20 protein-coding genes are annotated in these 22108 nt (G+C 62.5%); 12 read left to right on the top strand and 8 right to left on the bottom strand.

Annotated elements, in window-relative coordinates:
- Positions 1-230 precede the first annotated feature (230 nt).
- Positions 231-953 (top strand): tRNA (guanosine(46)-N7)-methyltransferase TrmB, encoded by a 723-nt coding sequence (trmB, locus tag AAF358_26180; GenBank protein MEM7709064.1) that lies wholly within the window; start codon positions 231-233, stop codon positions 951-953.
- 3 nt (positions 954-956) lie between these two features.
- Positions 957-2798: an SLC13 family permease gene (locus AAF358_26175; GenBank protein MEM7709063.1), complete on the top strand. Its 1842-nt coding sequence runs from the start codon at positions 957-959 to the stop codon at positions 2796-2798.
- Here AAF358_26175 and AAF358_26170 read toward each other — a convergent pair whose 3' ends face one another.
- Positions 2799-3098 (bottom strand): hypothetical protein, encoded by a 300-nt coding sequence (locus AAF358_26170; protein ID MEM7709062.1) that lies wholly within the window; start codon positions 3096-3098, stop codon positions 2799-2801.
- Between the two features lie 199 nt (positions 3099-3297).
- Between AAF358_26170 and AAF358_26165 the strand changes: the two genes are divergently transcribed.
- Positions 3298-3840, top strand: coding sequence for a hypothetical protein (locus tag AAF358_26165; GenBank protein MEM7709061.1), 543 nt, complete (start codon positions 3298-3300; stop codon positions 3838-3840).
- A 107-nt stretch (positions 3841-3947) separates the two neighbouring features.
- The gene (locus AAF358_26160; protein MEM7709060.1) at positions 3948-5180 is read left to right on the top strand and encodes an EAL domain-containing protein; all 1233 of its coding nucleotides are present in this window, start codon (positions 3948-3950) and stop codon (positions 5178-5180) included.
- Positions 5181-5203: 23 nt separating this feature from the next.
- Here the strand turns inward: AAF358_26160 and AAF358_26155 are convergent, their stop codons facing one another.
- Positions 5204-5635, bottom strand: coding sequence for a hypothetical protein (locus AAF358_26155; protein MEM7709059.1), 432 nt, complete (start codon positions 5633-5635; stop codon positions 5204-5206).
- 129 nt (positions 5636-5764) lie between these two features.
- Here AAF358_26155 and AAF358_26150 point away from each other — a divergent pair, with 129 nt between their 5' ends.
- From AAF358_26150 to AAF358_26135, 4 genes are read left to right on the top strand one after another with little or no spacing between them, the layout of a single operon-like run.
- Entirely contained in the window at positions 5765-9667 is a 3903-nt protein-coding gene (locus tag AAF358_26150; GenBank protein MEM7709058.1) for an ankyrin repeat domain-containing protein, read from the top strand.
- Positions 9657-10526: a fructosamine kinase family protein gene (locus AAF358_26145; protein ID MEM7709057.1), complete on the top strand. Its 870-nt coding sequence runs from the start codon at positions 9657-9659 to the stop codon at positions 10524-10526. Before AAF358_26150 ends, AAF358_26145 begins: the two co-directional genes overlap by 11 nt.
- Positions 10527-10579: 53 nt before the next feature.
- Positions 10580-11212 carry an HNH endonuclease gene (locus AAF358_26140; GenBank protein ID MEM7709056.1) on the top strand — a complete coding sequence of 211 codons (633 nt, stop codon included), beginning with the start codon at positions 10580-10582 and terminating at the stop codon, positions 11210-11212.
- A 26-nt stretch (positions 11213-11238) separates the two neighbouring features.
- Positions 11239-12123, top strand: coding sequence for a 5'-3' exonuclease H3TH domain-containing protein (locus AAF358_26135; protein ID MEM7709055.1), 885 nt, complete (start codon positions 11239-11241; stop codon positions 12121-12123).
- A gap of 39 nt (positions 12124-12162) precedes the next feature.
- Here the strand turns inward: AAF358_26135 and AAF358_26130 are convergent, their stop codons facing one another.
- On the bottom strand, positions 12163-13545 hold the full coding sequence (locus AAF358_26130) for a hypothetical protein (GenBank protein MEM7709054.1): 1383 nt from the start codon (positions 13543-13545) through the stop codon (positions 12163-12165).
- A gap of 122 nt (positions 13546-13667) precedes the next feature.
- On the opposite strand from AAF358_26130, the gene AAF358_26125 reads away from it, so the two are divergent.
- Positions 13668-14177 carry an NUDIX hydrolase gene (locus AAF358_26125; protein MEM7709053.1) on the top strand — a complete coding sequence of 170 codons (510 nt, stop codon included), beginning with the start codon at positions 13668-13670 and terminating at the stop codon, positions 14175-14177.
- Positions 14178-14237: 60 nt separating this feature from the next.
- Complete coding sequence (locus tag AAF358_26120) at positions 14238-15455, top strand: hypothetical protein (GenBank protein MEM7709052.1); 1218 nt, start codon at positions 14238-14240, stop codon at positions 15453-15455.
- A gap of 50 nt (positions 15456-15505) precedes the next feature.
- On the opposite strand, the gene AAF358_26115 is transcribed toward AAF358_26120, so the two are convergent.
- The 5 genes from AAF358_26115 to AAF358_26095 form a co-directional block, all read right to left on the bottom strand.
- Entirely contained in the window at positions 15506-17086 is a 1581-nt protein-coding gene (locus tag AAF358_26115; protein ID MEM7709051.1) for a peptide chain release factor 3, read from the bottom strand.
- A gap of 48 nt (positions 17087-17134) precedes the next feature.
- Positions 17135-18079 (bottom strand): M23 family metallopeptidase, encoded by a 945-nt coding sequence (locus tag AAF358_26110; GenBank protein MEM7709050.1) that lies wholly within the window; start codon positions 18077-18079, stop codon positions 17135-17137.
- Positions 18066-18485: a hypothetical protein gene (locus AAF358_26105; GenBank protein MEM7709049.1), complete on the bottom strand. Its 420-nt coding sequence runs from the start codon at positions 18483-18485 to the stop codon at positions 18066-18068. The genes AAF358_26110 and AAF358_26105 overlap by 14 nt, the downstream gene beginning before the upstream one ends.
- Complete coding sequence (locus AAF358_26100) at positions 18482-19528, bottom strand: hypothetical protein (GenBank protein ID MEM7709048.1); 1047 nt, start codon at positions 19526-19528, stop codon at positions 18482-18484. The genes AAF358_26105 and AAF358_26100 overlap by 4 nt, the downstream gene beginning before the upstream one ends.
- A 147-nt stretch (positions 19529-19675) precedes the next feature.
- The gene (locus AAF358_26095; GenBank protein MEM7709047.1) at positions 19676-21055 is read right to left on the bottom strand and encodes an L-serine ammonia-lyase; all 1380 of its coding nucleotides are present in this window, start codon (positions 21053-21055) and stop codon (positions 19676-19678) included.
- A gap of 47 nt (positions 21056-21102) precedes the next feature.
- On the opposite strand from AAF358_26095, the gene AAF358_26090 reads away from it, so the two are divergent.
- Positions 21103-21327 (top strand): glutaredoxin family protein, encoded by a 225-nt coding sequence (locus AAF358_26090; protein MEM7709046.1) that lies wholly within the window; start codon positions 21103-21105, stop codon positions 21325-21327.
- 110 nt (positions 21328-21437) lie between these two features.
- The coding region (locus tag AAF358_26085; GenBank protein ID MEM7709045.1) for a kelch repeat-containing protein at positions 21438-22108 on the top strand (671 nt) is incomplete at its 3' end.

Genomic DNA, 22108 nt, shown 5'->3' with positions numbered 1-22108 from the left:
CAACGCCGCTCCAGGCCTTGTGGTGCGCGCCCGAAGGGAGCCCCCTTGGGCACCAATAACCGCGTTGCATCGCTTGCCAAGGGCTACGGCCATTGCCGGCGCGATGCGCCTTGTTCTTGGCGCCCAACGGGGCTCTGAAACACAACGAACTCTCCAAACAGGACACTTTTCACAGCGCTGCCGGCAGGAATCCCGGATCGGCAAGCCCCGATAAGAAGCACCACCGACACATGAGGAAGGCAGCAGAACGACCCGCAATTCCGGCGCCCGGCGGCAGCGATACGGGCGGCCGACGCACGGTCCGAAGCTTTGTTCTGCGGGGGCGCACCACCGAGGCGCAGGAACACGCGCTGACAACACACTGGGAGACCTACGGCCTTGAGCCCAAGGCCGGAGAGCCGCTGGGCCTGCTGGCGCCGCCTACCTCACCAACCATCATGGAAATCGGCATCGGCAACGGCGAAGCGCTGGTGGCCATGGCTTCCGCAGATCCTGAGTCCCTGTATCTCGGCGTAGAGGTTCATCGGCCCGGTCTTGGCTCGGCGCTGATCGACATCAAAACGCGCGGCTTGGAAAACGTGCGTTTGCTTTGCCACGACGCCTGCGATCTGCTGGCTCATCACGTGCCGGCCGGCAGCCTCGCCGGGGTGAGACTGTATTTCCCGGACCCGTGGCCCAAGACCCGGCACCATAAACGCCGTATTGTCCAGCACGACTTCGTTGGCCACGTCGTCCGAGCGCTGGCGCCCGGCGGGCTGTTTCACCTGGCCACCGATTGGCAGCCTTACGCGGAACACATGGCGACGATCATCGAGCCCTCGCCCGAGCTGCAAAACCTTGCCGGGCCTGGGCAAAAGTCTCCGCGACCCGCCTGGCGGCCGGAGACGCGCTTTGAAAAACGCGGCCTGAAGCTGGGTCACCAGGTCACCGACCTGATCTATCAGCGCCGCTGACCGATGGGCGGCGACCTTGTCCTAACCACCGAAATGATCCAGGTCCTGGCGGTGCTTGGCGTCACGGTCGTCTTGTTTGTGCTGGAAATCCTGCGAGTGGACGTGGTTGCCCTTTGCGCATTGGTCGCCATCGGTCTGTTGGGGCTGCTGCCACCCGATCAACTCTTCGCCGGGTTTGCAAGTAACGCCGTGATCTCCATTATTGCGGTGATGATCATCGGGACCGGGCTCGACCGCACCGGCGTGATGGCGGTTGTGGCCTCCATGATCCTGCGGCTCGGCGGCCGCACGGAAACCCGGATCATCCCGCTGGTCGCCGGCACCGTTGGGGTGATCTCCGGCTTCATGCAGAACGTTGGCGCCACCGCCCTGTTCCTGCCGGTGATCAGCCGCATCGCGAGCCGCAGCCAGATCAGCCTGAGCCGCCTGCTGATGCCCATGGGGTTCTGCGCGATCCTCGGTGGCACGCTAACGATGGTGGGATCATCCCCGCTGATCCTGCTCAACGACCTGATCCAGAACTCCAATCGCAACCTCCCGCCGGGGGCCGATACCGTCACGACCTTCCACCTGTTTTCGGTCACACCGATTGGACTGATCCTGCTCGCCGCCGGAATCCTTTTCTTTCTGCTGTTCGGCCGCTTCCTTCTGCCGGCCAGCCAGGTGCTCGAAAAGACTCGGCCCGGCCGAACCCGTAGCTATTTCGCCAAGCTCTACGGCGTCAAGGGTGACGTCTACGAGCTGCTGGTGACGTCCGAGAGCCCGCTGGTTGGCCTGACCATCGGCGAAGCGGAGGTTCTCGAGGGCGCACCGTCGCTGGTGGCGATTCGCAACGGCGATGACCAGCATCTGGCACCAGCCTCCGAGGAGATGATCTGGGTTGGGACGGTGCTGGGCGCCATGGGAGAGCGCGAGCAGATCGGTGAGTTTGCCGAGGCCAACGAGCTGGTGGTCCGCCCACGCCTGGTCAGCTTCGGCGCCCTGCTCAATCCCTCGCGGGCGGGCATTGCAGAGAGCGTGATCACCCCCGGTTCACCGCTGGTGGGCAAGACCGTCCAGGAGGTGCGCTTTCGCAAAGCCTATGGTTTCAGCGTCCTGGCCCTGCAGCGGGCCGACGAGGTGCATCGTCAGGGGTTGCGCAGCCTCCCGCTGCAGGTCGGGGACACGCTGATCATGCACGGCACCTGGCGCGACCTGGGTCGGGCGAGCGGCGAGCGCGACTTTGTGGTGGTCACGGACCTGCCCAAGGAGGAGCAGCGGCCGCACAAGGTGGGCTGGGCCCTGGCTTTTTTCCTGCTCTCCATGGGCCTGATCGTCCTTTCCGACTTCAGGCTGTCCGTCTGCCTGCTCGTCGGTGCCGTCGGCATGGTGGTGACCCAGGTGCTGAGCATGGACGAGGCCTACGCGTCGGTGAGCTGGAAAACCGTGTTTCTACTGGCCAGCTTAATCCCCCTGGGCCTGGCGATGGACACCACCGGAACCGCCGCGTGGATGGCCCAGCAGGCACTGGCCTTTCTGGGTGATGTGCCCGTGCTGGTGCTGCAGATTTTGCTGGCGACGATGACCACGTTTTTTACGCTCGTGATGTCTAACGTTGGCGCCACGGCGCTGCTGGTGCCACTGGCGATCAACGTCGCGCTGGCGGTCGGTGCCGATCCGGCGGTGTTCGCCCTGATTGTGGCAATCTCGGCGTCCAACGCGTTTTTGATCCCGACCCACCAGGTGAGCGCGTTGATCATGAGCCCTGGAGGCTACCGGGTGACGGACTTTTTGAAGACGGGTGGCCTGATGACAATCGTTTTTCTGCTGGTGTCGATCCCGGCCATAAACTGGGTTTATGGCTGATCAGGACTGATCGGGCGGCTGGTCAACCACCTCATACTCCCCCTCGAGCACCTCGGCACGATGTCCAGGCCGACCCCGAGCACCGCCGGCGGCTGAGCCGGGGCCTGCGCGCTTGTAGCCAGCCTGCGGCTGGCCGTGGCGGCCGAGCCACCAGCGACGGACCGTCAGGACGGCCGCTACGACCGCGCCGACGGCCAGCAGCGCCAGCGCCACAAAAATCCCGACAAAAAAGGTGAGCGCTGCCATTCCGAGGCCAAGAATCCCCGCGACGACGCCACCGGCCGTGGTTTTTGGCGTCATCTGGGGTTGAAATTTGTAAACCGGCATAGGGATATTGTTGGGCCACGCGCGCGCTTGCACAACCCCGGACTTTTGGCAGGGGTTCCCGTCGCGTTGTCGCCGGACGGCCGCTTTGCGGAAGTTTCTGCCCGCGCGCATCGCAAGTTCACCGCCACGACCGCGCCATTTTTGCGCCATTTTCAGCGGCCAGGATGGCCTCATGAAAACATATGCCATTTCCTCCTCTCGCCGCCGGCCATCCCGAACCCGACTCTTGGTGCGCATCGCTGCGGTGCTGGCGCTGGCGGTCACGTCCGCCGCATCAGCGGCGCTGCTGATGGTCAGGCCTCAGCCCAGCATCGATTTCGCCCCGGGGCATACGCTGCAATGGCATGAACCCGCTGAGCTACCCGCCTGGGCAAAAACAGCGCTTGAGGAACATATCGAACAATCGGACTACCAGATTCAGGTTGCGCTCGCGGAGCTAAATCGCGATCGGCAGCCGGAGATCCTCGTGGCGGCAGCGGCCAGGCGCTATGACGTATTTATCCCGCATACGCCGCTGCGGATCATCCGTCTGGACCAGGGAACGTGGAAGATCAGCGAGTCCGAGTTCAACTGCCGGCCGCAAAGGCTGGGGAGTTTTGTCACCGACGGGTATTGGGATCTGGATTGCTCCCATGGCAGCGAACGCCGGGTTCTGCGCTGGGCAGGCGATCGCTATACCGACGCGCGCACCCGCCGTCACCTCCGACAAAGCTAGTGGGCAGTTGGTCGATTGCAGTATGATCGATGCCCTGTGCGCTGCGCTGCTGGCTGCAGGGGAGGTAGGCGGCAGCACTACGCAAACGTTTTCCAAGGAGCGTTGGCGTGTCGAATCATCAACTGCATCGCAGTACCCGCACCCTCGCCGACGGCGAGATCTTGTTTCGAGAGGGGGACGAAGCGGACTGCGCCTACATTATTGAAGAAGGCGGACTTCAGATCTCCACAAACTCTGAAGGAACGCCGGTCATCCTGACCCAGCTCAAGCCGGGCGATATCGTTGGCGAAATGGGCGTCATCGATAGCGCGCCCCGCACGGCAACCGCCACTGCGGCGGGCCCAACCCATCTGATGGTCGTCACTCGCGACCAGTTGACCGACCGGATATCGCAAGCTGACCCGATTTTGAAGCTGCTGGTCAAGATCCTGCTCGATCGCTACCGCAGCGGGCTCAACAAGGTCAAAGGCGAAGGCGGTCTGCTGGCAGGTCCGGACGAGCTGATCGCCGAAGACGTGGTGGGCGAATATATCCGCCACGGGATCGACAAAATCCGGCTGGAGGCGGAGCTGAAGAAAGCCCTCAAGGAGCAGCAGCTGAACGTCTTTTACCAGCCGCTGCTCGGCTGTGAAACCGCACGGATTGCAGGCTTCGAGGCGCTGACCCGCTGGGAGCACCCCAAGCGAGGCCCGATTTCACCGGCGCTGTTTATCACGCTGGCCGAAGAAACGGGGCTGATTGTTCCCGTGGGCCTGTACGTCTTCGATTCAGCGTGCCGACAGTTGGCCGCCTTTCAGCAGGCCCCTGGCTACGGCGCCGGCGCCCTGTTCATGAGCATCAACGTTTCTGCCAAACAAATTGCGGATAAAGACTTCATCACGCAGGCCGCCGAGATCACCGACCGCTATCAGCTGAACCGGTCAGACATTAAGCTTGAGATTACCGAGAGCCTCGCGGTCGACATGGAGGCCACCGACGTGTGGATCGACCGTGCCCACGAACTCGGCTTTCAGGTGTCACTGGACGACTTTGGCACCGGCTATTCCTCGCTGGCGACGCTGTACCAGCTGGACGTCGACTACGCCAAGATCGATCAGGCATTTGTGCGTCCGCTGGATACCGAACCTCGCAGCCGCGAGCTGCTCCGCGGTATCGTGGCCCTCATGCGGGCGCTCAAGCTGAAGATTGTGGTCGAGGGCGTGGAGACGGCGAGTGAACTGGAATACATCACCGCGCTCGGCTGCAACCTTGCGCAGGGGTACCTCATCGGAAAGTCTCTCTGCCCCGAGGATGCCGCAGAGCTGCTGCGCAACCCGGATCCGCTGACCTTCAGCGCCTAACCCGGGCCCGGCTGCGCAAGCCGTCAGGATTCGCTATTTCCGGCGGCGGTGCCCTTGTCGTTCGCGGCCCGGACTTTCTCGTGAATGGCGTCCAGCGACTCGTCGATCTTCTGTTTTGCGGTAGCCGTCATGCCGCCCTGCTCAACCTGTTGCCTGAGTCGATCTTCCAGTGACGTGAACAGGTCGTCGATCCCCGGCTGACCGGAGCGACTGCCAAACAGGTTGATCCAGACCTCGGTTTCTCGGCCAAAGGCGAGCACCCGGTCAAACAGCCGGCGGGGCGTTGCCGGCTCAAACAGCAGGCCGATCAGGGCCGCGACCAGGCTGATTGGACTCATCAGCAGATCTCTTAAGCCGTCGACAAAGAGTTTTGCCTGAAATCGCAGGACGTCAGCAGCGAGCTGCCACCGCGATTGGTTCGGGCTTTCCTGCGGATCGGGAGGAGTGGGTTCCATGCTCACAAGGGTCGGTCGTCAAAGCCTCTATGATAAATCAAAGACACTTTCTAACTTATGATTTTCTAACGCAAAATCGGGTAATATCGGGAGCTTGTCTGGTTATGGCTGGCGAGAACTGCCGTTCGCATGATTCGGAATGTGCCACTGCTGGTTCGCAGCGACCTTCAGACGCCCTTCGCCCGGGCTGCCTTTGACGGAAATCTGCGGGAGCTTAAAAACCTGGTCGCTCGCGAGGGCGAGTTGCGGGAAGACCCGCAGCAGATACCCGCGCTGGTGGCGCTGGCGGCCGGCAACAGCAGCGAAAGGCTGCAAATTGCCAAGTGGCTCTTGGAGCAGGGTGCTGACGCTGACGCCACGGCGCCCAATGGCGACAGCGCCGCTCATTTTGCCTCGCAGCTAGGCGACACGCAGATCCTTGGCCTGCTCTCCACCCACCGTGCCAACCTCAATCTCGAAAACCAGCAGGGCAAAACGCCGCTGGCGACCGCAGCCGGCGCCGGCATGTGGCCAGCGCTGGAACTGCTGCTCGGTCACGACGTGGCCGTCAATCCGGCCCGCGGCGCGGCGCCGCTGGCCGAAGCTGCGTTGCTGCCGCGCGACGACCCCGCCGGGGTTGAGCTGCTGCTGCGTCACAAGGCGGACGTCAATCACCGCGGAAAACTGGGCCGCACGGCGCTGATGGGAGCCGCTCTGCGGGGCAATGCGCAGATTGCTGACGCCCTGCTGGCCGCCGGCGCAGACGTAAACGCCCGCGACGATTTTGGCAATACCGCCCTGATGGAAGCCGCGCGCTCCGGCGCCAATGGCGTGCTGGAGCGGCTCGTGTTCTGGAATCCCGAAACCGAGCACCGGGACAAGCCTGGACGAACCGCGCTGTTGGTAGCGGTCAGCTCCACCCGAGCGGACGCTGAAACCATCCGTCTGCTGATGGCCATGGGCGCGGAGCCCGACGTAAGCAACCGCGAGGGGCGAAAGGCGGGAGACCTTGCGGCGGCCGCCGGGCGCTGGCGCATCGCTGACGCGCTCGGGACCCGCAACTCGCCTGTGCCGCTCGCTGAACCTGCGGCAGCCACCGATGGCCTGGCCACCGCGGAAAACGTGATTGATCTCAAGCAGTTTGAGACGCCCGAAGACCGCGATTGGGCGGAGCGTCAGCTCAACCCCCGAAGCCGCACGCAGCTCGAGTCGGCCACGCTGGTGATGCCGGCGATTAAGCTCGACGAAGCGGAAGCGGACACCAAGCCGGATTCAGAGGTCGACCAGGCCGAGGAGTCGGCGAGTCAGAGCGAGCCTGAGCAAGCCACCGCTGAGGCCGCTGACCCCGCTGCTGACACCGACTCCGAGCAGCCGCCGGTCGCCGAACCCGTGTCGGAGCCGGAAACAGCCGTAGAGACGGGACAGGCCGACGCGCCGTCGGAAGGTGCGGAGACTGACGCGCCTGCTCAAGAGGTCACCGATCAGACGGAGCCCCACGCGCCTGAGGCCGAGGCAGACGCTGAAGGCGAAGAGCACACTGAACTCGCTGCGGCTGAGGCCTCGTCGGACGAGGTGGAAGCATCAAACGCAGAGCAAGCGACCGAGTCATCCGACGCGGCGCCGGTTGCTGAGGTCTCCGAGACGTCTACCGATGGGACCAAGCTTAGCGATGGGGTGATGCCCTGCGAAGAGGCACCCGAAGCCGAGGCGACTTTGGAGGTCGAAGCTCAGGAACACCCGGCGGCAGACACAGCCGCCAGTGATGGTGTGACAGAAGATGCGGCGAGCGAACCCGATGACTCGCCGGAAACCGAGGAGGAGGCTGAAGCGGAGCTCCACCCTGCCCCCGACACGGACGCCGGGTCGGCCGCCGAATCACCGATCACCGAGGAGTCGTCAAAAGAGCCCGTTCCGGCAGCAGCCGGGTTCGAACAGGATGTCAGTGAGGCAACCGGGCAGCTGTCTGGGACGCCCGAAGCGGTGAGCGCCAGCTTCACGCCGCCGCCAGCTTTTGAGCTGGTGCCAGAGGATCTTCCCGTCCCCGGAGCCGGCAACGGCGAAGCGCTGGAGAATGCAGCAGCAACGGCGAGCGACGACGACGGCGCCACCCACGAAGAATCTGAAGACAGCCAATCCACAGCAGCGGTTGATGCGGACACGGCGGAGGTTTTCCCGGATCTTGCGGCGCTCGGGGAAGACCCTACCGCCGCTCTGATCAGCGCTGTCGATATCGATCTCGGTAGCGAGGCCGAGAACACGCTGGCGGCGGACCCACAGACCGGAGAGATTGCGCTCAGCATCGTCAGCCTGGAACCCGAAGAACCGGATATGCCGGCGACCGCGGACGGCGAGGCGGCTGACGCCATGGTGCTTACCGACGTGGTGGACCTGAGTGACGGTGTCGGTGAGGTCGATGCGGAGGATCTCGGCACCGGCGGCGCGTTTGGGCTCAGTGAAGCTCAGCAGCGTGAGCAGGAAGAGGCGGGCTATGCGGGTCTCATGGACGCGGCGCTGGTGGACGATACGGAGCAGATGAAGGCCGTGTTGCTCAGCCAGCCCGAGGCGCCCGCATGGTGGCTGTCGTCAGCGTTTCTGAATTCGGTGGCCGCCGGGCGCGCGATGGCACCTCGCTGGCTGCTCGAAAATGGGCTCGGCGCAAACGCCCTGTCGCGCACCGGCGATTCCCTGCTGAGCTGTGTTCTGCAGCAAGCCCCGACACCGGTGGATATCGTGGAACTCCTGCTGTCGCGCGGCTCGCAGGTGGAGTCCGGTGGACAGCAGCTGATCTGGGTCGCCGGCTTCGCTGACGCTCAACATGAGCAGCCCTCGGGTGTCGACGACACCCACGAGCAGCAGCTCGCGGAGCTGGCCGGCAAGCTGATTGGTGACGGCGCGGTGGTAGACGAGCAAGACGCCCTGGGGCGGACCGCACTGCACTGGGCCGCAACGCATCGCGACAAGCGATTCGTCAATGAGCTGCTGGCCGCCGGGGCTGACGCCAACGCCCAGGACGAGGGCGGCAACACCGCGCTGATGCTGGCGCTGGAGGTTGAACGGCCGGCACAGCTGGGCGTGCTGCGAGCGCTGCTGCAGGCCGGCGCAGATCCAAAGCTGGCGAACAGCGAAGGGGTATCGCCGCTTGGGCTGGCCATGAAAAATGACGACGCTACCCTGCAAAACATGCTCATGCGGGGCAGCCGAGCCGAAGCGGCTGAAAAGCCCGCGGAGCCGACACCCGGGCAGCTTGTGCGGGCTGCGAGCGAAGGAAACCTTGGGCGCGTGAAGCGCCTTCTGGCCCAGGGACACAACGTCAATGAAAGGGACAGCGAGCTGTGTTCGCCGCTACTGCGGGCGAGCGGGGCCGGTCATCCCAACGTCGTGGGCGCGCTTCTGGCCGCCGGAGCGGACGGCAATCTGCCGGCCGCGAACGGAACGACCCCCTTGGGAACGGCCGTCCTGGGCGGTCACCGAGAGGTGGTGCGTTTGCTGGTGGACCGCGGCGTCGACGTCAATCAGCGCCAGCAGTTTGGTGTAACGCCTCTTATGCTGGCGGCCGCACGCTGGCAGCCGAGGATGATTAAGCTGCTGCTGAGCCTGGGCGCGGACGTTCGTCAGCGCGATGAAACGCAGAGCACGGTGCTGATGGCGGCGGTGCAGAACGCGCTGCACAGCACCGACGTAGAAAACGGCAGCAAGACAATCGAGGCGCTGCTCGCGGCCGGGGCGGAGGTCAACGCCACCAACGATGAGGGCCAGACGGCGCTGATGCTGCTGCTGGGCGTGCGCGCACGAGAGGATGACAGCCTCCAGATCAAAGCCATCACGCCCCTGACTCGGCTACTCATCGGGCGGGAAGCCGCTCTCGATAGCCAGGATCTGACCGGCTGGTCGGCGCTGCACGCAGCAGCGGCGCGCGGCCTGCTGGGCCCTGTCCAGGAACTTCTTGCGGCTGGCGCCAATAAGCGCCTGCGAGATATCAACGGCCTGTCTGCCTGTGATCTGGCGATGGACGCCAGCCACGATCAGCTGGTCGATCTGTTTCTTGCCTCCTGATCTGCTTGCGGCCATCTGCCGCAGCCTCGGAAAAAGCGCCTCCGACATCGCCGTAACTCGCCCGATCAGCGGCGGCGATATCAACTCGGCGGTCGAACTGCGCCTCGGCGAACGAAGCGTATTTGTGAAATATGGCGGCGTCGACTCCGAGGCCTTCGCCGCGGAGGCGGAAGGCCTGCAGGCACTCGCCGCCGCCGACAGCGGGCTGGTTGTACCGGAACCGATCGCCTACGGAGAATCCGGGGGTCGCAGTTTCCTCGTGCTGGAGATGCTGAGACTCTCACCGAAATCTACACGCAGCGATGCCGCGCTGGGCATCGGCCTCGCCAGCCTGCACAAAATTCGGCAATCCGGCTTCGGCTGGCATCGGGACAACCGCATTGGCGCCACCCGCCAGCCCAACCCTCAGACTGAGGACTGGCAAGCGTTTTTTGGCGAGCACCGTCTGGCTCATCAGGCTCGGCTCCTGGGAAACCGGGCGGTGACCGAGAGCGTAGATCGGCTGCGCCGCGGGATGTCGGCGCTGTTTGCCGATTTTCAGGCTTTTCCGAGCCTCCTGCACGGTGACCTTTGGGGCGGCAACTACGCCGCCTGCGATGAGCGCGCCGCCATCTTCGACCCGGCTTGCTACTTCGGCTGCCGAGAGAGCGATCTGGCGATGACGGAGCTGTTCGGCGGCTTTGGCCCGGCCTTTTATGCGGCCTATGAAGATCGCCTTCCGCTGGACCCCGGATACCCTCGCCGGCGTGGCCTTTATCAGCTCTACCACGTACTCAATCACGCCAATTTATTCGGCGGAGCCTACGTGCCACAGGCTCAGGAACGGCTCGCCGGACTGATCCAATCACTGGACGGTTGATCCGTTCGGCAATTGAATTTACATTGAGGTAACCCGGCATGGTGTCTGGCGTGATGACCGATCTTCGACTGGAAGTTCTGCGTACCGATGTGGCGGGCATGCCCATCGAGTGGATCGACTATCAGCAGGCGGCCAAATACCTGGCCCTTGACCTGGTGGTCTACTCCCTCGGCTCCCGGCTCTATCGCATTCACGGCGGCATCTGCGCCAAGTCGGGCCTGAGAAGCTTTGTCGACGTCAATGCCATCGTGGCTACTCGGGGCGTCCACGCAGACACTGGACACCGCCGTCCCAACTACGTCCCGCCGCTGACCAACCGAGCGCTTTTTCGACGTGACTCCAACGTCTGCCTTTACTGCGGGCAGCGATTCAGCGCGCGTGACCTGTCGCGCGATCACGTGACGCCGCTGTGCCAGGGCGGCCAGGATCATTGGCAAAACGTGGTAACAGCCTGCAAACGCTGCAATAACCGAAAAGCGGGCCGCACGCCTGAGGGCGCCGGCATGGAGCTGCTGGCCATCCCCTTCGCGCCGACCCATGCAGAGTACGTTTATCTACAGGGCAAACGAATTCTGGCTGATCAGATGGAGTTTCTGCTGGCGCATTTCCCCCGCAACAGCCGGCTGCTGGAGCGGCAGCGACGGGCCGAGACCGCCCAGGCGGGCACCTGTCACAGCGGCGGCTGAGCGCTTGGTCCCGGCTTCGCTGAATCATGTCTGAGCTTTTTCTGGTCGACGCGAGCGTCTACGTTTTTCGCGCCTATTTCGGCATGTCTCACGAGATGACGGACAGCGATGGCAACCCCAGCAACGCCGTCTACGGTTTCACCGGGTTCTTGTGTTCACTGCTGGAGCAGGCCAGCCCCAGCCATATCGCGATCGCCTTCGACGAGAGCCTGGAAACATCGTTTCGCAACGACATCGACCCGCAGTACAAAGCGAATCGAGACCCAGCGCCGCTGGAGCTGAAGCGTCAATTCGCCCACTGCCGGGCTGTGGCGGAGGCGATGGGGATGGAGTGTTTCTCCGACGACCGCTATGAAGCGGACGACCTGATCGGAACCCTTACCCGGCTGCCGGAGATGGCCGAGCACCACCACGTCATCGTGACCAGCGACAAGGATCTGGCGCAGCTGCTGCGGCCGCAGGATCAGCTATGGGATTTTGCCCGCAACCTGCGAACCAGCTACGAGGGTGTTAAAGAGAAATTCGGCGTGATGCCGGAACAGATCGCTGACTACCTGGCGCTCACGGGCGACGCTGTAGACAACATCAAAGGCGTGCCGGGGATCGGACCCAAAGCCGCCAGCGCCCTTCTCAGCCACTTCGGCACGCTGGACGAAGCATTGGAGCGCGCGTCGGAGGTGGAGTTCCTGTCGGTACGCGGGGCCAAGAGCCTGTCAGCCAAGCTGAAAACCTACGTGGAAGACGCTCGGCTTGCTCGCCGCCTGACGGGTATTCACTGCGAGGCGCCGATCCCGTCGCCCACACCCTCGCTGACGCTGGGGTCCGTCGATATGGGTGCGATCAATGACCTGTTCGATTACCTGAAATTCGGCAGCACGCTGCGCCAGCGGGTCGGAAAGTTCGCCGCCTGATCGCTCCGACTGACCGCAAAACGGTCCGCCCGGCGCTTACTACAGTGCTTTTGTCGTATTGGGGCCCACGGACATATCGACGTTGGCGTCCACGGTAACGATCATCTGGGGCTTCAGCGCGTCCGCGTCGATGGGCTTACCGGTGGCGTTGTCGTAGAGCGGCGCATTGCCGTTGGCGATCAGATGGAATGAGTCGCCGACCACAATCCCTTCGCTGGGAACCAGAAATGAGGGGTGGTTAACCAGCAGCGGGACCGCCGCGCTGACCGCATTCCCTTCGTTGTTCAGCGCAACCCTCAGCGCTCGGTGCGGGAAGTTGCCGTTCTGGATCGCAATGAGTCCGTCGCGGTGCCAGCTCAAGCCGTCGATGCCACCCATATTGACCTGGGCGGGCACCCGTACCTGGAACGCCTGCTGCGTCTTCAGATCAACGCCAAACAGTCCCAGCTCGTAATCGGAGAAATACAGGGTCTTGGCATCCGGTGATACCGCCAGTCCCCGGACGCTGGTGAAGCCTGGAGCGGTGAAAATCCGGCTCATCTGCTCGCGTTCAACGTCGACCTGGTACACCTCGGGACGCCCGGCGTTGGCTACATAGACCTTGCCGTCAGACGCGACCGTTAAGTTGACCAGCTTGTTGCCAGGATCGCGCTTAGGCAGATCGAAGCGGCGGCGGATTTGGCCACTGTCGAGATCAAACTGAAAGATGCCTGAGTAGCCCGCGTCCTGAAACCGAATCCCCTGGTAATGCGGCGCCGCAGCCGAGCTGACCCAGAGGGAACGGCTGTTCGGATCGACCGCTATGTCAAAAACCCCGAGGAGACCGTTTTCCGGCGTCGCCTTGACCAGCTGTGTGAGTTCCCCGCCCTTACCCAGCAGAAAAACCGCGCCTTGGGTGATGCTGCCAACCAGCAGCTGATCACGCTTCGGATCGTAGGCGAGACCGTCCGCCAGCAGGCCAGCCTGCTGCAGCGTTTCGGTGCCGGCGAGCTCACCTTCGGTGTTCGCATTCTTTTTCAGTCCGTCCGCCAGAAAATCGTAGACTTCGGTACCGCGAACGTTTGCCATGTCTTCGTCCACGGTCAGGTCAAACGACAGGCCTTGGTTATTGAGATACAGCAGCGTGTTGTAGGCCTCGCTCTTCTTGTTTTGCAGGGCAAAGGCTTTGGCCAGCAGGTAGCCGTAGGTCCCAACCTGGGGGCGCAGGCGAACCAGGCGCGTCGCCGCTTGCTCCATGGTGGGCAGATCTCTGGCTTTCTGCGCCTCGAAAATCGCCATCAGCAGGCGCTGCGGATTGTTCTCGCGTTCGATATCGCCCTTCGACGCTTTGTCTTCCTGCGCCGCCACGGCCAGCGCCGCAAGCAGGCAAAAAGCCAGACTGGTGCCGGCAGACGCACGGCGTAACAGATTGGGGCTGACCATCAGGGAATTTTCCTCAAAATATACTAGCGGCGCGGGAACGGCCGGCTGTCGGTGCAGTTGAGGGCGAATCAGACCATAATCAACGGTCTAATTGCCAGCATATGCGGCCCGCGCACCCCTCTATGACCGAACTTTACCGCGGCAAGTTCCTCGGACTTTACCAAACCGGCACCTGGGAATACTGCAGCCGAACCAATGCCCACGCCGTGGTGGTGGTGGTAGCCCTGAACGACCACAATGAATTTGTCTTGACCGAACAATTTCGCCCTCCGTTGGGCTGTTCCGTCATCGAATTTCCGGCCGGCCTGGCCGGCGATGAGCCAGGCCTGAGTGATGAGCCGCTCGCCGAAGCGGCGGCTCGTGAGCTTGAGGAAGAGGTCGGGTATCGGGCGCAGTCGATGACAGCGCTGACCTCAGGCCCTACATCTGCTGGACTCACTGACGAGGTGATCCATTTTTTTCAGGCTAACAACCCAGAGCGGGTCGGGGCCGGCGGCGGCGTTGGCGGAGAAAACATCATCGTGCACCACGTTCACCGCAGTGAGATTCACGGCTGGCTTGAGGAACAGCAGCGTCGAGGTCTGATGGTGGATCCGAAGGTGTATGCTGGACTTTACTTTGTCATGAGGTGAGCCGAAAAACCGGCGAAATTCGCAACTAACAAACATACCCGCAGCCTCGGGGAGATCCCTATGATTGCTAGAACCCGCCAAATTGCTGTCGCGCTGCTCGCTGCGCTTAGCTGCACGTTCGCAGCGGCCCAAACCGAGTCCATAACATTCAACCAGCTGCACAATCCCGAGTTTCGGGGTAACGGCGGCTCACCCGCCGGCAACGTCACCGGCGAGGTGCCGAGCCTGTGGCGGACCTTCGCCGTTGGCGAGTCGACGGCCACCTCGGCCATTGTTCCCCTCGCTGCCGACGCCATCTTTCCCGGCAGCCCACCGGTCAACGCGGTGGAGCTGACCGTCACGAACTTTGGACCACCGGCCACCTCCGACTCAGGCTTTGACACGTCACCCAACCAGTTTACGTTGCTCCCGGAGCTCGGCTACGGCGCCACCGTCTATCTGCGCAGCAACAACTCTGACATGAGCTCGCAAATGGTGTTGATCCAGCTCCCGATTTTCGATGAGGTGGGCGTGTTCACCGGCAACACCGGCAGTCAAACCGTTGAGGTGACCGACACCTGGACGCAGTATGAGGTGCCGCCCATCGCCACCAGCCTGATGGGCGCCAGCGCGGAGCTGTCCTTTCGCCTGACCGAAGGAGCGTCGGACAACAGCATCCAGATTGCGCTGCCCGAGGTGATCGGACCCTCACTGGAAAACCGTGTCCCCAACCCGGAGTTCTCCGGCACCGGCGGCGGGATTCAGGGAAACGTCACAGGCATCGTCCCGGAGTTCTGGCGAGCCTTTGGGCTGGACAGCGAGTCGGCCAGCATCACCCTGCAGAAGGTGCCCGTTACAGCCAACGAGCTGTATCCCGGCAGCCCCGCCACCACTGCCATGAGGATAACCTCGGTAAACGCCACCGGCGCGGGATTCGATCACGAAATAACCCAGGTACCGCTGGCACCAGCGGGACGACTGATGGTGGGCGAGGTTTTCCTCCGCGCCGATAACGCCGACAGTTCGGACCAGGAAGTAGGATTTGCCGTGCCGATTTTCGAGTCCAACGGCACGTTTACGGGAACGGCACCCGGCAGCGCTTTCTTCAACGCAACGCCGCAGTGGCAGTACTTCGCCGGCATCGTGTTTTCCGGCGGCGCAGACCAGACCGCTAACGTTGCATTCCGGCTGACCGACTCCGGCACCGAAAACTCGGTGCTCATTGCACTGCCAACGCTAAACGGGCTGGCGCGGGAGGTCTTCGCAAACGGCTTTGAAGGGAGCGATCCGGCTCCCTGAGCCGTTCACCAAAGCCCACAGAGTTCTTGCGCTGATATTTCCCGGCCGGCCTAGATCTGCTCTCGCGTAGCCGCGAATCGCAAATCGGGCCACCGCTCTTCGGTCAGCTGTAGGTTGACCCGGCTGGGTGCGAGATACACCAGGTCGCCGTGGCCGTCGGTGGCGAGGTTCATATCCAGCTTGGCCTTAAATTCCGCCAGCTTTTTGTCGTCACCCGTCACCCAACGGGCCGTCACCACGTTGACCGATTCGAAGATGGCGTCGACGTGGTATTCCGACTTCAGCCGATAGGCAACCACGTCAAACTGCAGGATACCGACCGCGCCGAGGACAAGCTCGTTGCCGAGCATCGGCTTAAAAAACTGGGTGGCCCCCTCTTCCGACAGCTGCCCCAAGCCTTTTGAGAGCTGCTTGAGCTTCAGCGGATCGCGGAGCCGGGCGCGGCGAAACAGTTCAGGCGCAAAGCTCGGGATGCCCGTGAACTGGAGCTGCTCTCCTTCCGTGAAGGTGTCCCCGATGCGAATGGTGCCGTGATTGTGAAGCCCCACGATATCGCCGGCATAAGCGGCATCCACGGTGCCCCGGTCCTGAGCCATAAAGGTCAGCGCGTTCGCAATTTTCACCTGCTTGTTGATCCGGCTTTGCTGCAGCTTCATGCCCTGGGTAAATTCCCCGGAGCAGACCCGCACAAACGCCACCCGATCGCGATGGGCCGGATCCATGTTGGCCTGAATCTTAAAGCAGAAACCGGTGAACTTGGGCTCCGACGGCTCGACCTCACGGGTCAGGGTTTCCCGTGACTGCGGAGCCGGTGCGTTTTCGACAAACGCGTCCAGCAGCGGCGTCACGCCAAAGTTGTTGATCGCCGAGCCAAAGAAAACGGGACTCAGGTTGCCCTCAAGGTAGGGCTGTCGTTCAAACTGATGACTGGCTCCCTGCACCAGCTCGATCTCGTCGCGAAGCTCGGCGGCCATCGGGCCCAAAGCGTCGTCCAGCTCCGGATTGGCCAAACCCTGAATCACCGCCGCTTCCTGCTTCACGTAGTTGCGGCCGGACTCATAGAGGTAAACGGCATCCTCGAGCAGGTGATAAACACCCTTGAGCCGCTTGCCCATACCTACCGGCCAGGTCACCGGTGCGCAGGCGATCTTAAGGACATCCTCCACCTCATCGAGCAGATCAACCGGATCGCGACCCTCGCGGTCGAGCTTGTTGATGAACGTAAAAATCGGCGTGGTGCGGAGCCGGCAGACCTCCATCAGCTTGATGGTTCGTTCCTCGACACCCTTCGCGCAGTCGATCACCATCAGCGCTGAGTCAACGGCGGTGAGGGTGCGGTAGGTATCTTCCGAGAAGTCCGCGTGACCGGGCGTGTCCAACAGATTGACGATGCGCCCATCGTGCTGAAACTGCATGACCGACGACGTGACCGAGATACCCCGCTCCTGCTCCAGCGCCATCCAGTCAGAGGTGGCGTGCCGCGCAGCCTTCTTGGCCTTCACCGCACCGGCCATCTGGATGGCTCCGCCAAACAGCAGCAGCTTCTCGGTCAGCGTCGTTTTGCCGGCATCCGGGTGCGAAATAATCGCAAAGGTTCGCCGGCGGGCGATTTCGTCAGTTACGGCAGACATGCTCTGGGGCCTTTCATAAGGCCGCGCATTATAGGGCAGAAACGAGGTCTAGCGGCGAAGCCAGGTCCCGGCCCGGGGGATCAATCCATCCTCGCTGCCATCGTCGAAGCGGAACGGGATAGATTTGAGCGTGCCGCCATCGTTGCGCTGAATCACAAAGTGCAGGTGGGGGCCGGTGGAGTACCCCGTATTGCCCGACAGCCCGAGCAGTTCGCCGGTGGTCACCACTCGACCCGGCTTGACCGCCACGCTCTCGAGCGCCAGGTGTGCATACACCGCCATGGTGCCGTCCTCATGCAGGACGCGGACGCTGTTGGCTCGTGTCGCATAGCGCTCTACGTCGGTCCCGGAACCGAAAAAATCTTCTTCGGCGTGCATCACAACCCCGTCTCTGGCAGCAAGAATCGGCGTACCCTCGGGCATTCCGAGGTCAATAGCGTAGTAGGACTGGTCGTCGGTGTGGCTGACGATGCCCCCAAAACCCTGGCCGACATAAAACCGCTGCCCGCGCCGGAACGGCAGCGCATAGCGTTGCCGCGCGTCCGGGTTGGCGCTCGGGTCGCCAGGAACGTTGCGAAATTCCAGGGCGTAGCGGCTGCCTTTGCGGGAATCCCGCTGCAGCACGGTCAGGAGATGACTCTCACCGGCCTCCGGCAGCAGGAACGTTGCCGGCAGAGGGGGGTCTGCTACGACGTTTTCAGACTCGGTAAAGCGAATGCTGACGCTGGCCGGCCCCTGCCAGCGGTTGTTGAAGTAGTAGCGTCGTGCCTCCGGTGGCCCATCCTGGCGGACGGTAACCATGGGCGCCTCGTCGACGCGGACCTGCCGCTCCGAGACCTCCTGATCGGTATTGGGCGGCCGATCCGTGAAATGGGTAATCCCATTTTCGTCGGTGTAGCTGTAGATCTTCTTGGCCGCGGACGGCCCGGACACCACAACCGCCAGTGCCGTTACCAGCCCCACCAGGAAAAGCCGTGAATCAGTTGCCTTCAAATCCGTTGCTGAACACTTGATCTGACTCGATGGCCCCAATGTCGCACAAACTGTCCCGCGGCACACCCCGTTGGTCGAACTGAACCGGGTCGCCGTCGTTAAACAGCCCGTTGTTTGACGCCGCCGCGTAGGTACAAAGCCCGACGCCCACGGCGTCTACCACAATGCTGCCCGCGCCGGGCAGCAACACCGGCGGCGTTCCGGCCAGCGGCGCCAGGCCCGGGTCCAGAGGCAGGATCGTGGTACCTACCAGATCGCCGTTGGCGTTCGGCAGACCGCCCGGAAAGATAACGGAACAGCCGTCGTTGCGAGAAATCAGGTTGACGCCCTGCGGCTGGATGTTGCCCTCACAGTCTGGATTAGCGCCAGTCGCGTCCTGATTGTCTGCAACAATGGAGTTGGTCAATACGAAAGGCCCAGATTCCACGGACAGCCCCCAACGCCCAGCTGCGCGACGTTGCCGGCGATGGTGACGCCAGTCAGCCGCGACTGGTTCAACCGGATTCCGCCCGCCGTTCGCTCAGCCTGGTTAGCGGCGATCGTGCTGTTGGCCAGGTCCACCCCGGCGCCAAAAATACCGCCGCCCGAGAAAGCGCTGTTTTCAACGATGGAACATTTCTCAACCGCAACGACGCCGGCGATCTCACCCTGAAGCCGCATGCCGCCGCCGAAACTAAGCGCGGTGTTGCCGCGGACAAGACAGTTTTCGATGGTGACAATCGCGCCTCTGGTTAAGGCGAAGACCGCACCACCGTCGCTGGCGCTGTTGCGCTCGAAGACTGCACCATCCACCGTCATTACGTTATCTGAAAACACCGCACCGCCGAGTCCGGTTGCGCGGTTGTCCTCGAAAACTGTGGCAGGCCCGATGCGAAGTCTACCGCCCACACTGGCAATCCCGCCGCCGTCGGCGGCTGTCTGACCAATTTCTCCGATGGCCTGGTTGTCGCTGAAGACAACCCGCTCCACGTCCAGCGCGCCCCCCTCAACCAGGATCCCGCCGCCGTTGTTATCCCCTCGAACCGCGCCGCCAGTGATTTGCAGATCGCGCAACGTCACGCTCGAATTAAAGGTCGTGAGGTGCAAGACCCGGTCAAGTTCATTGCCTTCGATCACCGTACGGTTAGAACCCGCACCCTGGAACGAAATCTCAGCGTCAACATCCAGGTCGCCGCCGGCTTCACCCGACGCCGCATCGCCCAGCAGCTGGTAGCGCATCTCAGGCAAATTGAACTCGTAGCTGAGCGGGAATCCCGTACCGGTCAAAACCGAGCTGCAGTCCAGCCCTTCCGTCAATCCAGCGTTGGCGAGGCTGATGGCTTCGCGCAGGCTGCAGCCCACCTCTAAAGCGTCGTCACCGATCGGATCAACGTCGATGGTGACCGTCGTCTGCGACAGACTCAATTCCCAGATCAACACTAAAAAGCTAAAAGCGACCAACCGGCTCATGCAGAAACCTCTGATTTTCGATTGTGGAGTAAGACTCTTACGCTCGTTTCGTACGTACGTTCGCAGAGACGCCCCAGTGGGGACGATGCTGAGTGGACTTTCCCCCAAACCGCAGCGCTGCCGTTCCATAGTGACCTGACTGGCCGATTAGCACTCTACGACGTTAACGGCCAGTCCGCCGCGGGAAGTTTCCTTGTACTTGGTCTTCATGTCAGCACCCGTTTCGCGCATGGTCTTGATGACCTTATCTAGCGACACGTGGTGTTTGCCGTCACCCCGCACCGCCATCCGTTGGGCATTGATGGCTTTCACCGCTCCCATGGCGTTCCGCTCGATACACGGGATCTGAACCAGGCCTCCGATCGGGTCGCAGGTGAGACCCAGGTTGTGCTCCATGCCAATTTCCGCCGCGTTTTCGACCTGAGTCGGACTGCCTCCCAAGGCGGCCGTGAGTCCGGCGGCCGCCATCGAGCAGGCCACGCCAACCTCCCCCTGGCACCCGACCTCGGCGCCTGAAATCGATGCGTTCTCCTTAAACAAGATACCTACGGCCGCTGCCGTCAGCAGGAAATCTGAAACGCCTTGCCAGTCGGCTCCCGGACAGAAGCGATCGTAGTAGTGCAGCACCGCCGGGACGATTCCGGCGGCACCGTTGGTCGGTGCAGTGACAACACGGCCTCCGACGGCGTTTTCTTCGTTGACCGCCAGCGCATAAAGATTCACCCAATCCATGATGTTGAGCGGATCTTTAAGTGCATCTTCCAGCCGCCGGTTGAGACGCTGATAGATGATTGGTGCGCGGCGCTGAACACGCAGTCCGCCAGGCAGCTCGCCCGGGCTGCGGATGCCCCGCGCTACGCAGGCCTGCATGGCTTCCCAGATTGTCTTTAGCTGGTCTGTGATTGCTGTGCGGCTACGCCAGGCGTGTTCGTTTGCCAACATGATCTGGGCGATTGACTTTCCGTGCCGACTGCAAAGCTCCAGCAACTCATCTCCGGTCTTAAACGGGTACATCAGCTCGGTGTCGTCCGGAACAATTCGATTGGCTGCGGCTTCGTCCTTGCTCACAACAAAGCCGCCGCCGACAGAATAGAACTCGGCCTGAAGCAAAACCTTTTCTTGTGAGTCGAGCGCTGAGAAACGCATCCCGTTGGAGTGAAACGGAAGCCGGTCTCGCTTGTGGAAAATCATGTGTTGCTTCGGCAGGAACTCTATCGAATGCTTGCCGTCGAGCGTCAGCGAGTTGCTGGAGAAGATTTTCTCGAGACGGCCGCCGATGTCGTCAGGATCGATGCGGTCGGGTAACTCACCTTCCAGACCCAGCATCACCGCCTTATCGGTGCCGTGACCACGACCCGTGTGACCCAGAGAGCCGAATAGCTCAGACCTCACCCAGCTTACGTCGTTGAGTAGCCGCTGCTCGCCAAGACGTCTGGCAAAGCTGCAGGCCGCCTTCATCGGCCCGACGGTATGGGAGCTGGAAGGACCCACGCCGATTTTGAACAGATCAAAGGTGCTGACCGCCATGGCTAACGCCTTGTACCTTGGGGGTGGCTATTGTATACCCCGGAGCCATGAGCAAATCGGTAATCCTTTACACCCGTGACGGTTGCGGGCTGTGCGAGCAGGCGAGCGCCATGGCGTCCTCGCTGGGGGTAGACATTGCCCCGAAAGATATCTCACGAAGCGTCGAGCTACTGGAACGCTACGGCACCAGCATACCGGTCCTGGCAGTCGGCGAAAGGGAGTTGTTTTGGCCCTTCAGGCCTGACGATATTCGTGACTTGCTGGACTCGTGAGACTTTTTCCATTTGTACTGGCACTGCTTGTCGGATGCCAGTTTGATAGCACCGTCAGCCCGAAACCGGACGGGTTGACGAGCCCTACGCCGCCCGAATTGCCGGTGACGGTGTCAAACAACGCAGCGGTGCTGATTCCTGGGCCCGCCGCGTCTGTCCAGGTCATCAGCCTCGCGGGGCTGGTCGACGGCAAGACGTGGCGACATGTTTCCGACCGTGTCTTTTCCTGGCGCAGCGGCGACAAGAGGTGGCGCGAGCTGGCTCCGATACCGGGAGGCGTCGGTCGGCTAGCCGCAACCGCCCAAACCGTCGCCGGCCAAGTCTACTTTTTCGGCGGCTACACCGTCGCGGAGGATGGCGCCGAAGTGTCAACGCCCGATGGTTATGAGCTCAATCCCGCGACCGGAACCTATCGACGGTTACCGGACATGCCTGTTGCGGTAGATGATGCGGTTTCGGCAGTGTATGCCGATCGCTACGTGTTTCTGGTCTCAGGCTGGCACAACAACGACAACGTCGATGTAGTGCAGGTCTTCGATACCCAGACTCACTCGTGGCTGGAGGCCACGCCATTCCCCGGCCCGCCCGTATTCGGTCATTCAGGCGGCATCAGCGCACGAACCCTGATCGTATGTGACGGCGTCAAGGTGCTGCCGCCGGCGAATGATGAGGAACGACGGAGCTTTGTTCCCTCTCCCGAGTGCTACCGCGGCGACATCGACTCGTTAGACCCTTCCCGAATCAGCTGGCGGCAGATTTCCAACCACCCCGGGCCCGCCCT

This window comes from Pseudomonadota bacterium (assembly GCA_039033415.1).
Lineage (GTDB): Bacteria > Pseudomonadota > Gammaproteobacteria > Xanthomonadales > SZUA-38 > JANQOZ01.
This window is presented reverse-complemented; position numbering and strand designations above follow the sequence as displayed.

What these genes read in the sequence shown, in the direction of transcription:
- AAF358_26100 (MEM7709048.1), bottom strand. Translation starts at nt 19,528, where the DNA reads ATGAGCCGGTTGGTCGCTTTTAGCTTTTTAGTGTTGATCTGGGAATTG.
- AAF358_26165 (MEM7709061.1), top strand. Translation starts at nt 3,298, where the DNA reads ATGAAAACATATGCCATTTCCTCCTCTCGCCGCCGGCCATCCCGAACC.
- AAF358_26175 (MEM7709063.1), top strand. Translation starts at nt 957, where the DNA reads ATGGGCGGCGACCTTGTCCTAACCACCGAAATGATCCAGGTCCTGGCG.
- AAF358_26150 (MEM7709058.1), top strand. Translation starts at nt 5,765, where the DNA reads ATGATTCGGAATGTGCCACTGCTGGTTCGCAGCGACCTTCAGACGCCC.
- AAF358_26130 (MEM7709054.1), bottom strand. Translation starts at nt 13,545, where the DNA reads ATGGTCAGCCCCAATCTGTTACGCCGTGCGTCTGCCGGCACCAGTCTG.
- AAF358_26120 (MEM7709052.1), top strand. Translation starts at nt 14,238, where the DNA reads ATGATTGCTAGAACCCGCCAAATTGCTGTCGCGCTGCTCGCTGCGCTT.
- AAF358_26115 (MEM7709051.1), bottom strand. Translation starts at nt 17,086, where the DNA reads ATGTCTGCCGTAACTGACGAAATCGCCCGCCGGCGAACCTTTGCGATT.
- AAF358_26155 (MEM7709059.1), bottom strand. Translation starts at nt 5,635, where the DNA reads ATGGAACCCACTCCTCCCGATCCGCAGGAAAGCCCGAACCAATCGCGG.
- trmB (MEM7709064.1), top strand. Translation starts at nt 231, where the DNA reads ATGAGGAAGGCAGCAGAACGACCCGCAATTCCGGCGCCCGGCGGCAGC.
- AAF358_26090 (MEM7709046.1), top strand. Translation starts at nt 21,103, where the DNA reads ATGAGCAAATCGGTAATCCTTTACACCCGTGACGGTTGCGGGCTGTGC.
- AAF358_26095 (MEM7709047.1), bottom strand. Translation starts at nt 21,055, where the DNA reads ATGGCGGTCAGCACCTTTGATCTGTTCAAAATCGGCGTGGGTCCTTCC.
- AAF358_26170 (MEM7709062.1), bottom strand. Translation starts at nt 3,098, where the DNA reads ATGACGCCAAAAACCACGGCCGGTGGCGTCGTCGCGGGGATTCTTGGC.
- AAF358_26140 (MEM7709056.1), top strand. Translation starts at nt 10,580, where the DNA reads ATGACCGATCTTCGACTGGAAGTTCTGCGTACCGATGTGGCGGGCATG.
- AAF358_26125 (MEM7709053.1), top strand. Translation starts at nt 13,668, where the DNA reads ATGACCGAACTTTACCGCGGCAAGTTCCTCGGACTTTACCAAACCGGC.
- AAF358_26135 (MEM7709055.1), top strand. Translation starts at nt 11,239, where the DNA reads ATGTCTGAGCTTTTTCTGGTCGACGCGAGCGTCTACGTTTTTCGCGCC.